This is a genomic window from Pedobacter sp. 01N416 (assembly GCF_056399685.1).
This window is the reverse complement of sequence record NZ_JBFTRT010000093.1, coordinates 1-11440: the sequence shown is the minus strand read 5'-3', so window position 1 is coordinate 11440 and position 11440 is coordinate 1. Positions and strand designations below refer to the sequence as shown.

At 36.7% G+C, this 11440-nt stretch carries 14 protein-coding genes; 6 read left to right on the top strand and 8 right to left on the bottom strand.

Going from position 1 to position 11440, the window contains the following annotated elements:
* Positions 1-145: 145 nt before the first annotated feature.
* Both AC1DND_RS07525 and AC1DND_RS07520 read left to right on the top strand, forming a co-directional pair.
* Entirely contained in the window at positions 146-514 is a 369-nt protein-coding gene (locus AC1DND_RS07525) for a hypothetical protein (protein WP_029279835.1), read from the top strand.
* 3 nt (positions 515-517) lie between these two features.
* On the top strand, positions 518-1573 hold the full coding sequence (locus AC1DND_RS07520; RefSeq protein WP_477580437.1) for a glycoside hydrolase family protein: 1056 nt from the start codon (positions 518-520) through the stop codon (positions 1571-1573).
* Between the two features lie 44 nt (positions 1574-1617).
* Here AC1DND_RS07520 and AC1DND_RS07515 read toward each other — a convergent pair whose 3' ends face one another.
* Genes AC1DND_RS07515 through AC1DND_RS07500 form a run of 4 tightly spaced genes read right to left on the bottom strand, consistent with a single transcriptional unit; the run spans position 1618 to position 4777 of the window.
* A complete protein-coding gene (locus tag AC1DND_RS07515) occupies positions 1618-3021 on the bottom strand; it encodes a sensor histidine kinase (RefSeq protein WP_477580435.1) in 1404 nt (467 codons plus the stop codon).
* Positions 2957-3631, bottom strand: a complete 675-nt coding sequence (locus AC1DND_RS07510; RefSeq protein WP_477580433.1) for a response regulator transcription factor — start codon at positions 3629-3631, stop codon at positions 2957-2959. The genes AC1DND_RS07515 and AC1DND_RS07510 overlap by 65 nt, the downstream gene beginning before the upstream one ends.
* 5 nt (positions 3632-3636) lie before the next feature.
* On the bottom strand, positions 3637-4488 hold the full coding sequence (locus tag AC1DND_RS07505) for a hypothetical protein (protein WP_477580431.1): 852 nt from the start codon (positions 4486-4488) through the stop codon (positions 3637-3639).
* Positions 4489-4492: 4 nt separating this feature from the next.
* Positions 4493-4777 carry a hypothetical protein gene (locus AC1DND_RS07500; RefSeq protein ID WP_477580429.1) on the bottom strand — a complete coding sequence of 95 codons (285 nt, stop codon included), beginning with the start codon at positions 4775-4777 and terminating at the stop codon, positions 4493-4495.
* A 194-nt stretch (positions 4778-4971) separates the two neighbouring features.
* On the opposite strand from AC1DND_RS07500, the gene AC1DND_RS07495 reads away from it, so the two are divergent.
* Complete coding sequence (locus AC1DND_RS07495; protein ID WP_477580427.1) at positions 4972-5766, top strand: DUF4382 domain-containing protein; 795 nt, start codon at positions 4972-4974, stop codon at positions 5764-5766.
* Positions 5767-5800: 34 nt separating this feature from the next.
* On the top strand, positions 5801-6307 hold the full coding sequence (locus AC1DND_RS07490) for a hypothetical protein (protein WP_477580425.1): 507 nt from the start codon (positions 5801-5803) through the stop codon (positions 6305-6307).
* Positions 6308-6357: 50 nt separating this feature from the next.
* Here AC1DND_RS07490 and AC1DND_RS07485 read toward each other — a convergent pair whose 3' ends face one another.
* The 4 genes from AC1DND_RS07485 to AC1DND_RS07470 form a co-directional block, all read right to left on the bottom strand.
* Positions 6358-6528 carry a quinol oxidase subunit 4 gene (locus AC1DND_RS07485; protein WP_477580423.1) on the bottom strand — a complete coding sequence of 57 codons (171 nt, stop codon included), beginning with the start codon at positions 6526-6528 and terminating at the stop codon, positions 6358-6360.
* A gap of 66 nt (positions 6529-6594) precedes the next feature.
* Entirely contained in the window at positions 6595-7086 is a 492-nt protein-coding gene (locus AC1DND_RS07480) for a cupin domain-containing protein (protein WP_477580421.1), read from the bottom strand.
* Positions 7087-7498: 412 nt separating this feature from the next.
* The gene (locus AC1DND_RS07475) at positions 7499-8182 is read right to left on the bottom strand and encodes a LytR/AlgR family response regulator transcription factor (RefSeq protein ID WP_477580419.1); all 684 of its coding nucleotides are present in this window, start codon (positions 8180-8182) and stop codon (positions 7499-7501) included.
* Complete coding sequence (locus AC1DND_RS07470) at positions 8179-9225, bottom strand: sensor histidine kinase (protein ID WP_477580417.1); 1047 nt, start codon at positions 9223-9225, stop codon at positions 8179-8181. Before AC1DND_RS07470 ends, AC1DND_RS07475 begins: the two co-directional genes overlap by 4 nt.
* A gap of 253 nt (positions 9226-9478) precedes the next feature.
* Between AC1DND_RS07470 and AC1DND_RS07465 the strand changes: the two genes are divergently transcribed.
* Both AC1DND_RS07465 and AC1DND_RS07460 read left to right on the top strand, forming a co-directional pair.
* Positions 9479-10267 (top strand): DUF5694 domain-containing protein, encoded by a 789-nt coding sequence (locus AC1DND_RS07465; protein WP_477580415.1) that lies wholly within the window; start codon positions 9479-9481, stop codon positions 10265-10267.
* A gap of 12 nt (positions 10268-10279) precedes the next feature.
* Positions 10280-11329, top strand: coding sequence for a hypothetical protein (locus AC1DND_RS07460; RefSeq protein ID WP_477580413.1), 1050 nt, complete (start codon positions 10280-10282; stop codon positions 11327-11329).
* Positions 11330-11440 lie beyond the last annotated feature (111 nt).

Below are 11440 nucleotides of genomic sequence, written 5' to 3'. Positions count from 1 at the left end.
TATTACAATTATTTCAATTGGCTAAAACTTCGTAATGATTTTCGCTTTCTGATTTGTTGAAAAGAATGGCTAATGATTATATTCGTCTATCAGAAATATCGACATAGAAAAATAACCAGAAACCATTACCATTAATTATTTGTCAATGAAACTAAAAATCATTTCTATATTGTTTTTAACATTAATTATTGGATGTAAAAAAAAGGATGTTTCTTATGACCAAAATACCATCGCCTGTGGAACAAAAAATCCTTTAGAAAATTTACCCTGGCTTAAAAACGAATTTAAGGATATTGCCAATTATCCTGATATGAATGGCATCGTACTTTATGAATATAATGGCGAAGAAGTGATCAATATTTATAAATCATATTATAGCAGTACATACGGAAGGCCGTTTTATTGTGATGGCAAACAAATGCAATTTAGCTCTGGTGAAGATTTGAAAAACTATCTTCAGAAAAGGAAGAAAATAGCTGTTTTATTCGGTGAAAAATTTGATCTTACGCCCTGAAATATGAAGAAATTAAAGCTCATCTGCTACATTATCTTTCTTCTGGTTTCCGCTTCATGGGCACAAAATTCTAGCGATACATTGCATTTTAAAGATCATTTGTTGCCAATTTCGCAACAGAATATTTTTAAGGTAGAGGGTTACTACAGTTGGTGTCCTTCAATTATTAAAACGGGCGACGGCAAGTACCACATGTTTTATTCCCGATGGAAAAAGCAATATGGTTTTTCGGGCTGGTTAACATTTTCAGAAATTGCACATGCCACAGCTGATCAACCTGCTGGCCCCTGGAAAGACTTAGGCGTTGTTTTAACCGCACGAGGTAAGGCTTATTGGGATGCCATTAATATGCATAATCCACGCATTCATTATTTCGATGGAAAATATTACCTCTACTATATTTCTACACATATGGATAATGAGCTATATGACGATAGTACATTAATAGAAAATGCAAGGCTGTGGAGTAAAAGTCCTAATTGGATGCTGCTGCGAAACAATCAGCGCACTGGGGTTGCGGTAAGTAAATCCATTAATGGACCCTGGAAGCGATTAAACCAACCTATTATTGAACCTTCAGGGCCTATAAGCTTGCTTACGGTAAATCCTACAATTACAAAAGGGGCAGACGGCCGTTATTACCTTATTGTAAAGGGCGACAGAATTAAGGGCGGTGGTGCCAGGAACCAGGCATTGGCAATAGGAAAAACACCTACTGGCCCATTTATAATGCAGCCTAAGCCGGTAATTGACTATATGAATACCGAAGACATGGCGATGTGGTATGATACCAAAAGAAAATATTATTATTCGGTTTTCCATAATGATAATATTATATACATGGTTAGCTCGCCTGATGGGATCAATTGGCAACGGGCAACTGAATTTGAAATCTTAAGGCCAGATATCTTAATGGCTGATGGATCAAGATTTAAACCACTGGAATTGCAACGCCCTTTTTTATATCAGGAAAATGGAATTCCTCTTGTTTTAGCTGTAGCAACAAGGGATAAAAATGATAGCTATCTCTTTTTTATTCCCATTAAATCTGTTAAATAAATTTTAGGAGAACGGAACAATCATTTATAGCCAGGCTTCCAGCATTAGGTTATAGCTTTGCTATTGCGTTGCTCTACTTCGAAAATAACTTTAAAACTTGCTCCCTCACCCAGTATTGAGTTTACCTGAACTTTTAAGTTAAGGTAATTCGCTATGCTTTTTACAATGGCAAGTCCTAAGCCATAGCCCGCATTTTCGGCATGACCTGTTTTTTTAAAACGATCAAATACATGTGGTATATCTTCTGCTTTAATGCCTTGGCCACTATCGCTAACCTGAATGGAATAATAACCTTTTTCAAGAAGATCAGAAATCTGTATACGCCCATTTTCTTTGTTAAACTTAATGGCGTTGTTAATTAGGTTATAAAAGAGCTGAAACAAAAGATCATGATTGATGTTGCTTAAACGTTTGTTATGGCTAAGGTCGATGTCGATCTGAATGTTTTTTTCTTCGAGCCTATGGCTTATTTCTTCCACTATTTCATTAAAGAGTGTTTGCGGTTCTATCTCATCCTGTTTGGAGAATTGCTCATTTTCTATTCTCGAAATGAGTAGGAGCGAACGCGATATTTTCTTTAACCGCTCCAGTGTTTTCATCATATCAACAATGTGTTCCTGTACCGCTTCGGATGCCGATTCTTCAGTAAGCAGGTTTTCCATCTTGTTTTGTAATATAGTAATGGGCGTCATAAACTCATGCGAGGCATTGGCCGTAAATTCCCGCTCCTTTTCAAAAGCCTCGTTGATCTGGTCCATTAATGAAATGAGCGAATGATCGAGGTATTTAAAGTCTTGCGTGCTGGTGTTAATATGGCCATGTTTCTTTTTAAATGGAAACCGGCTATTGGTTAGCCTTAATTTGATAATCTGACCAAGTGGTTTAATTAACTGCCGGGTAAAAATCAAATCTATAATAATACTTAGGGCAATAAGAATGATAAGCACATATAAAGCGAAGCGTTGGAGCGCATCGTTATAAAGGTTGATGCTGGCGGTGGTTTTACCGATTTCTAAGAGGTAATTTTTTTGGTTTTTTTGAAAAGTAAAACTCAATACCCGATACGCGATGGTATCTTGTTCTACAATACGTTTGGTATCACGTATGGTATCTAATTTCAGTTTTTGTGCTACTGTTTCGAGTGCAATGTATTCATCTTTCAGCATGGTGTAGCTCCCATAACTGTTATCCCCTTCGAAGTAATAATCTATTCCCTTTTTATTGATATTTTGGAGTACTTTTTTCTGTTGGTTTCTAAGCGAAAAGTTGGTGTAGTTAGAAGCAATCTGCCCGATCAGAAAAGGAAGCAACAGGATAAACAGACCTACAATGGCAAGTTTAGATCCGGTAATAAATAAAGTAAGTTTAGTAGATAGTTTCAAATTACTTTTTAATTCTATAACCAACGCCTCTAACAGTTTCCAGCCATTCGGTAGGGGCGTAACCATTTAATTTCTTCCTGATATTTTTAATGTGTGCATCAATGTAGTTCGAGTCGTAATCATCATCAACAAAGTTGCCCCAAATATGTTCGCTTAATTGCATCCGGGTAAGCACCCTGTTTTTATGCAGTAAAAGGTAGCTTAAAAGATCAAATTCTTTGCGCGAAAGTTCAATCTGCTCTTCCTCAAAAAATACAAAGCGTTTTTGCAGATCGATGCTAAAGTTTCCGAGTGGAATTAACTCTTCGGTCACTTTAAATTTTCGCCTGGCAATGGCCTGCATCCGCGATTGAAGTTCGGGAAGAAAGAAAGGCTTCGCTAAATAATCGTCTGCGCCCATGTCTAAGCCCGCAACCCGGTCTTCTAATTTTCCTCTGGCTGTAAGAATAATATAGGCCGCATCTGGATTGCTTTTCTTCGCCTTGCTGAGCAGTTCAAAACCATCGCCATCTGGCAAACCTAAATCAATCAGTACATAATCATATTGGTTTAGCGCTAGCTTATTAGAACCCTGTTTAAAGCTATGGGCCAGATCGCACAAGAAGAAAGCCTTTTTAAGAAACTTTTCCATTTCAAAGGCAAGCGTTTTTTCATCTTCAATGATCAGTACCTTCATGCGGATTAAAATTGGTAGTAAACTGCTAAACCAAAGAAAGACTGCTGGTGTTTTACATTTTCTTCTTTTCTGTTTCCAAGTATGGAGAATTGATAACTGGCTTCGGCAAGGAAATTTCCATTACTCCAGTTTAAAGGTAGCTTAAAATTGTAAGACAATAGTTTAAACTGATTAACTGTGTTTTCAACTACCTCGGTGGTGTTCCCGTTAACGATTCCGGGAGCGGTATCACTTTTTCCCTTTCCATTCCCATTAGCGTTCTGCCTTTTGCTTTTTTCGATGATATAGGTTTCGTAAAAGTGGGTGGTGCCTGCTGTAATCTCTATAGCCGGCGTAATTGAAATGAGGTTCTTTTCGTTGAACACCGTTCCCAGGTCGATTTCTTTTGAATTTCCAAAACTGATAAATCCATCGGTTTGCTTTCCAAAAGCCAAATCGAGACTAAGATCTGTTTTAAACCAAGGCCATTGGTAGGCGGCCGACGCATTGATGTTATTGTTATTGGATGCCTGAAGCAAAGGAGAATTAGCAGGGAAAAAAGAATGGGTATAGGCTAGTCCGGCGGTAAATTTTTCATTAAAATCATAATCGTAACCTATGCCTAAATCTGTTTCCGAAATGGTTGAGCCATAGTTTAAGAGCTTATAACCACCGCCCGAAAAATATAAACCGCTTGGAAACCGTAAGGTAGCATTAAAGAGTACATACGGATATTTTTCAGGGGTAACCTGCCCGTAATAATTAATATTACTGTTGTACATGGCCGCAAGTGTAAGCGTAGCTTTGGTCGAATCTTGCTGTGCCTTTACATTTGATATCGCCAAAAATGAGAAGAAAATTAAGAGACGGATGCGCATATATTTATGGCCTTTTAATCTTAGGTTTAATAATCTTGATGGGTTTTACCTTTACATTGGGCTTTACCGCCATGGGTTTTAGCTGTTTTTTGGCTTTTGGTACTTCTTTGATCTGAAGTGGCTCAGGCTTTTGATTTTCGGGCTGTTTGTCTTTTTTTGCCTTATCCTGTTTTTTAATCAGTTCTTCCTGCTGATTTGAAACAGTTAAAGCGGTAGAATCTTGTTGCACGGCAAAAACACCCGATAACGGGGCAATTGCCAGGCAAAAAATAACGGCGAATCGGATCATTTTATAAATATAAAAAAAGTTTACCCCCTAAGAGGTAAACCCTACCTAAAAACCACCATACATGGTGCGCTCACATTTCAAAAGTAGAACGGCAACATGAAATTAAGATGAAAAAAATAAATTTTAAATTTCATGTTGGTTTCATCTTCGGCTCTCAACTTTGAAGCGTAAAACTTTAAATAAAATCTACAGTTATGAAAACAAATTTTGTAAATACCATTTTAGCCGTCTTCCTCGTAATCGGGATGATTGCCTTTTATGGATGTAAAAAAAATGAATCAAGCCAGGGAACAACTAAAGTTCAGATTAAAATGACCGATGCTCCGGGTAACTTCGATAAGATTAATTTAAGTGTAAAAGAGATTGTACTGGTATCGGGCGATAAACCTTATGTATTTGCAGCTAGTGCAGGTATATTCGATATTCTTGATTTTAGGATCGGCACCAGTAACCCTGATATTTTGGTTGCTTCAGGTGAAATGCCTTCAGGTGAAATTACCGAAATCAGACTGGTACTTAACGAAACCGGAAATACAATTGTAGTAAATGGGGTTCAGCAGGAACTTAAAACACCAAGTGCACAATCTTCTGGCTGGAAAGTAAAATTAACCGCTAATCCTGAATTGGTTGAAGGTGCTGCTTATACATTACTATTAGACTTTGATGCGGCGAAATCTATCGTAAGCACCGGAAATGGAAAATATTTATTAAAACCAGTGGTACGCGGAATTGCGGCAGCAACTACCGGATTAATTTCAGGAACGGTTTTGCCTTTGGCAAGCCATCCAGAAGTATTGGTTATTGCTGGTACAGATACAGTGGGTACCGTTGCCGATCCTTTAACTGGTAAATTTACAGTTGGTGGCTTATCATCTGGTATCTACTCAGTTAAATTTGCTCCGGTTGTTGGTTATAGAGATAGTACCATTACTGCTGTTAAAGTGGCTTTAGGGCAAAACACATTGTTGGGCACGGTTACTTTAAAATAGTAAAACCCCATTATTCATATCTAAATTTAAAACGATGAAAAAGCTATTCTTGCTGTTGTTACTCGTGGTAAGCAGCAGCCTTACTTTTAAAGCTCAGGCCCAGGTAAGTGTAAATATAAACATTGGTGCGCAGCCTGCATGGGGCCCGGTTGGTTACGATTATGTAGATTATTACTACCTGCCCGATATTGAGAGCTATTATTATGTACCTAAAAAACAGTTTATTTATATGGGTGCAGGAGGCTGGGTTTTTACCACATCGCTTCCACCGAGATATAGCGGTTATGATTTATATAACGGCTACAAGGTAGTAATTAACTCACGTCAGCCTTACCGTTATTTCGAAACCCACAAAGTAAAATATGCCAAATTTAAAGGCAACCATGGGCAATCGGCAATAGGGAAGAGCAAAGGACAGAAATATTCACCTGCAAAGGGTAATGCCAAGGTTTATAAAGGCGATAAAGGAAAACCCTCACAGCATTTTAATAAAGGAAACGGAAATGGCAAAGGCCATGGAAACGGTAAGGGAAAACATTAGTTGTTTGTGTAATAAAGAAAGAAACCCTCCAATTTGGAGGGTTTTCTTTTTTAATTTCTTTTTTGTTGCCCTGGAGCAAAGGGTCTGGCAGATTTTGAACCTGTTCCTTTTTTGGCTTGCCCTGGAGGAACTTTGCCGCTATTACCAGCAGTTCTGGTACTATAACAAGCACTGGTAAGCAGCATTACCGATAACGCTACAATAAGATATATCTGTTTCATAGTTATTGATAAGCCATAAGTGTGCCAATTGCTGTTATCTCTTTTATTAATCAAGTCATGAGCTTACTACCCCAGAAAATCCTTTGGGTAGGTTTGCTGATTATATTTCAAATCCATCTCTTTTAAAAATGCTTTCCGCTCTTCTGTTAGTTCAGGAATGAGTAGCGTTTGTCCAGGAAGAACAGGCGCACCTATTTCCTGAAATAGATTTTCCAGTCCGGCGGGTACTACCGTGCAGAGCAATCGTGCAGGTTTTTCTGAAGTGTTCTTAAAGCAGTGAATGGCTCCACCAAGAGGGATATTTACAAAGCCATCTTTTGAAACGATTTGTTTACCCTTTTCTGTTTTAAACTCCACTTCTCCCTCCAAAATATGGAACATTTCCTGTGTGTCGGGGTGGGCATGCGGTGGTGGGCCACCACCTGGGGGAACAGTCATTTCAATAACCGCATAGTTGCCACTGGTTTGCTCACCAGAAATGATGATCCTGTAATTACCTCCTGCAATGCCTAAATATTCGCCTTCATTTTTATTAATGATTTTGATATTGGATTCCATCTTTCTTAGATTTTTTCCTGTATATTTTTACTCTTAAATCTATTAGTCAAGATCGTTCACGGAATGTCTGTACGATTATTACTCCGTTATCTGATTATCAGCCACCTTTCTTATTTCAAACCTCTTTCTTTTAAAAGGTTTTCTAATTCCTGATTGTTATATTTTGAGTTGTTTGTCAGCTTATAAATGAAAAATAAGGGGATGAGTGTTAAAAAGCCTAAACTGTTTTTCATCACGCTGTAAAATACAACACCGATCAGAAATCCAATTAATATGGCATCGGTTATGGCTGCCGATTCCCCTTTTTTTTGCTTCTTACAGCAATTCTTTTTGGGGTTTTAATTGATATTTCGATTAAACACTAAAGCTTCATAAGTACAAAAGGCACTGGTGCTGATTTCTTACCACGAAGCTAACTATTCAACACCTGTTTTAAAAAATTATCCCTGTAAAAATCTCCGATAGGAATAATTGTATTGTTTAAGATGATATGTTGCTTGTGTATTTGCTCTATTTTAGCAACCGAAACAATATAGGATTTATGCATTCTTACAAAATTAATTGATGGTAATAGTTCTTCCATGCCTTTCATGGTCTGTAGGGCTGTAATTTTTCCCGACTTTAAATGTACTATTACATAATCTTTTAAACCTTCAATGTAAAGAATGTCGGAGAAATTAATCCGATGCATGCGCTGCTCAACCTTCAGGTATATAAATTCTTCTTTTAAAATTTCCTTTCCCTTAAACCTGTCTTTAACCTTAGCTATTGCAGTAAGGAAACGGCTGAATGTTAAGGGCTTTAAAAGGTAATCAACTACATGAAATTCAAAGCCCTGGATAGCGTATTCACTGTAAGCGCTGGTTAAGATAACAAGGCATTTGTGATCAATGATTTTCATTACCTCAATTCCGTTCAAATTTGGCATCTGGATATCAAGAAATAAAAGATCAACTGTTGAACTCTGAATAAATTCTATCGCTGAGAGCGCATCTGTTGTTGCCAACAACAATTGGAGACCAGTAACCTGTTCTACATGGTCTTTCAGTAAAGAAACGGCTAAAGGCTCATCATCAATAATTACACATCTAATCATTTAACATATGCTTTTAAGTTTAGTACGAGCGAAACCGAGTAATAACCATTATTTTCTTGAATAATAAGTGAATGTGCATCTGGGTAAAGTAGTTGAAGCCGCCTGCTAATATTTTCCAATCCTATACCTGTTGATTTCGTTTTGCTAACTGAGTATATTTTATTTACAGTGTTTAACATTAATTTGGTCTGTTGTGTCTTAATCGTAATCACGGCCTTATCCGAATTGGTGCTTAAGTCGGCATGCTTAAAAATATTTTCAATAAATGGCAGTAATAATAAAGGTGCGATAGTTAAGTCAATTGATTCCAAAATAAGATCCATAATCACTATATCGGGATTTTCATATCTGATTTTTTGTRATTCTAGGTAATCAATTAAATATTTTAGTTCTTTTTTTAAAGGTACCTCTGTTTCATTTTCATAAAGCATGTACCTCATCAGACTACTTAACTGCGCTAAAACCGGTAGTGCAGATTGTGGTTTAGTGGCAACAAGCGAATAAATATTGTTGATGGAATTAAATAGAAAATGAGGATTGACCTGAGCCCTTAAAAATGAGAGTTCCGCAATCCGATTCTGCAACTGGATTTCTTTTTTTTCTAGTTCTTTTCGTTTAACAAAATCAAAAAAGAAAAAAGCAAGCCCCCATACGGAATAATAAAAACTATAGCTAAAGCTATCCAAATAATAATACGCAAAACTCACATTTTTAGGGTAATTGCGAAACCCGCAAAAATACGGGCAGATAATCTGTTCTAGAAAGTACTTAACAGAAATTATGGCGAACAGAGAGAGTACGAAAGCGGAAATTGTTTTAAAGGCACCCCTAACTTCATACCATTTCGTGAAAATTAGATAACCTGCAAGAGATGTAGTACAAAAAACCAGGGAATGTAGGAGCCTTAAGATCTGAACCTGGGCATCTCTAAATATTTGGAAAGTCTGCTTTCCCTGCGCAATATCAGACAGGTCCTTTGCCAGGGCCGTTAAATAGTAGAACGCAATAAAGAAAAGAAAGAGATATAATATTTTTTTGGACATTGTTTTTTTTAACCGTGCTAATTTGAGGTATTTATAGCAATTCTTCAAGATAACAAAAGTGTTTGGTCGAACGAAACAACAGTTTGGTCGATCGCCGAGTTTAAAAACAGGTTATCCACCATAGTTTTGTAGCATAAATGATATTGTTATGCGAAATTATCTCTTTTACACCTGGTTAGCACTGCTTATTGCGGTTAATGGTTATGCTCAACCGAATCGATCTAAAATCCAAAGGCGGGTATCAGAAATTTTTATGGAAAATAAGCCAAAGCCACAGATACTGCTGTTAGGTGTATTTCATTTTGCTGGAGAAAAAATTGATACAAATACTACGCAAGCCGAGTTAAAGGTGGATATGCTTAGCGCGGATAGGCAGAAACAGATAAAAGGTCTTGTTGATCGGCTGGCTAAATTTAATCCAACAAAAATTGTTATTGAGGCTAGTCCACGCAGTGAGTTTTATTACGACTCCTTATATATCGCATACAGAAAAGGTAAGGTTATGATAGGGAAGGATATTGACCCTAGTAGTGAAGAGTTTCAACTGGCTTTTAGGCTTGCCAACATATTGAAATTAAAAAAACTCTACCCTGCAGATGCACAGCCTTTTCGATTCAGGTTAAGTAAAGCAGATTCCGTTTTAACTTACGAAAAGTATAAAGATCAATCCGATTCGTCGTTTATTTATTGGGACAAGCCTTATATAGAACAAAAAAAATATGAAGACTCTTTAGCTTTCTCTCTTCCACTTATTAAATATTTAAGGTATTTAAATTCTCCTGAAAAGCAAGCCAGATCTATTGGGAGGTGGCTCATTACAACCAAAAGAGGAACAAACCTCGAGCCCATAGGCGCTGACGGCTTTATTACACGATACTTTAACCGTAATGTTCGGATATATGCTAACATTCAGCGTATTGTTGAAAATCAAGAAGACAGGATACTTGTAATTTATGGGGCTACACATATGTACATGCTCAAACATTTATTTACCGCCAGCCCCGAATTCGACTTGAAAGATATAATGGAATATTTGAAATAGAACTAGCTAGAGATGAAAATACGCAATTACTTTAACCATTGGCTTGGAACAACACTTTGTGGCATTGCGCTATTGTTTTGTTCCAGATACCTTCAAAGTTATATTTTTCCCAGTCAGAGATGGCAGGTTATAGACTACCTATCTTATCTTGCCATAATACTTACATCGTTTGGGGTTACGGCATGGAAAATGAACGGACAGGATGATGGGGTATCAGTAAAGCCCTTGCCTCTGGCTGTTGTAAGGTTAATATTGAGGTATTTTCTTGCCTTTATTTTTATGTACTACGGTTTTGCTAAATTATTGGATAATCAATTTTATCCGCTACTTTACCGTTCAGATAAAGTGGTGAGTCAGTTGAAAGGGATGGACAAAGCCTGGATCTTTTTTGGCCATTCAGAATCCTATAAGTACTTTTTAGGCTCTGCACAGGTATTTGCATCGGTTCTATTATTTTTCAGACGATCAACTTTTGCTGGTTTATTGTTGCTACTAACCATAAGCAGTAATATTGTCTATCTCAATTTCGCCTTTAATATTCCTGTTAAATTTGATTCGTGTTTCTATCTTTTTGTTAATCTCTACCTTTTAGCGTTTTACTTTAAGCAGGTTCAGCATTTCATATTAACCCATCCAGAACCTAAAATTAAAACTAAATACCATATAGTCAAAGATTTATTATTTGGTTTGATTATTCTTTTGATAATATCGGTGTCTTTTTCCTTACAGCTTAAGGCCAAATTTAGTGATACGTGGAAAACAAAGCTTTACGGCATATATGATGTAAGCTCGATTTTAAAAAATGGGAGAATTGATTCAGCACAAAACTTCAAAACATTTTATTTTGATATTGGGACATTGATGAACATCAGAAAAACTGATAATAAATTTGAATGGGCTGATTACAAGATCGGTTCTAATGATTCGATTTATTTTGAAGCTGATAAAATATTTAGAGGTAACTACCAAAAACATGATAAAAATTTAATCTTAAAGGGGATAATCGGAAAAGACATCATCATCATCAACTTACTTAAAAGGAAAGAAATTAAGAGGGAATAGAAGTGTAAACATAAACAGATGCTAACTGGGGTTTACAAATTCAATAATACTAGTAAATCGAGTCAAAGACTCTCTTCCATTAGTCAAATCCGCAGAAATCCTGTGAAACTC

Excerpts from the sequence above, each read along its gene's own strand:
- AC1DND_RS07500 (WP_477580429.1), bottom strand. The coding sequence starts at position 4,777 with ATGATCCGATTCGCCGTTATTTTTTGCCTGGCAATTGCCCCGTTATCG.
- AC1DND_RS07490 (WP_477580425.1), top strand. The coding sequence starts at position 5,801 with ATGAAAAAGCTATTCTTGCTGTTGTTACTCGTGGTAAGCAGCAGCCTT.
- AC1DND_RS07485 (WP_477580423.1), bottom strand. The coding sequence starts at position 6,528 with ATGAAACAGATATATCTTATTGTAGCGTTATCGGTAATGCTGCTTACC.
- AC1DND_RS07475 (WP_477580419.1), bottom strand. The coding sequence starts at position 8,182 with ATGATTAGATGTGTAATTATTGATGATGAGCCTTTAGCCGTTTCTTTA.
- AC1DND_RS07505 (WP_477580431.1), bottom strand. The coding sequence starts at position 4,488 with ATGCGCATCCGTCTCTTAATTTTCTTCTCATTTTTGGCGATATCAAAT.
- AC1DND_RS07520 (WP_477580437.1), top strand. The coding sequence starts at position 518 with ATGAAGAAATTAAAGCTCATCTGCTACATTATCTTTCTTCTGGTTTCC.
- AC1DND_RS07495 (WP_477580427.1), top strand. The coding sequence starts at position 4,972 with ATGAAAACAAATTTTGTAAATACCATTTTAGCCGTCTTCCTCGTAATC.
- AC1DND_RS07515 (WP_477580435.1), bottom strand. The coding sequence starts at position 3,021 with ATGGTTACGCCCCTACCGAATGGCTGGAAACTGTTAGAGGCGTTGGTT.
- AC1DND_RS07525 (WP_029279835.1), top strand. The coding sequence starts at position 146 with ATGAAACTAAAAATCATTTCTATATTGTTTTTAACATTAATTATTGGA.
- AC1DND_RS07460 (WP_477580413.1), top strand. The coding sequence starts at position 10,280 with ATGAAAATACGCAATTACTTTAACCATTGGCTTGGAACAACACTTTGT.
- AC1DND_RS07465 (WP_477580415.1), top strand. The coding sequence starts at position 9,479 with ATGGAAAATAAGCCAAAGCCACAGATACTGCTGTTAGGTGTATTTCAT.
- AC1DND_RS07480 (WP_477580421.1), bottom strand. The coding sequence starts at position 7,086 with ATGGAATCCAATATCAAAATCATTAATAAAAATGAAGGCGAATATTTA.
- AC1DND_RS07510 (WP_477580433.1), bottom strand. The coding sequence starts at position 3,631 with ATGAAGGTACTGATCATTGAAGATGAAAAAACGCTTGCCTTTGAAATG.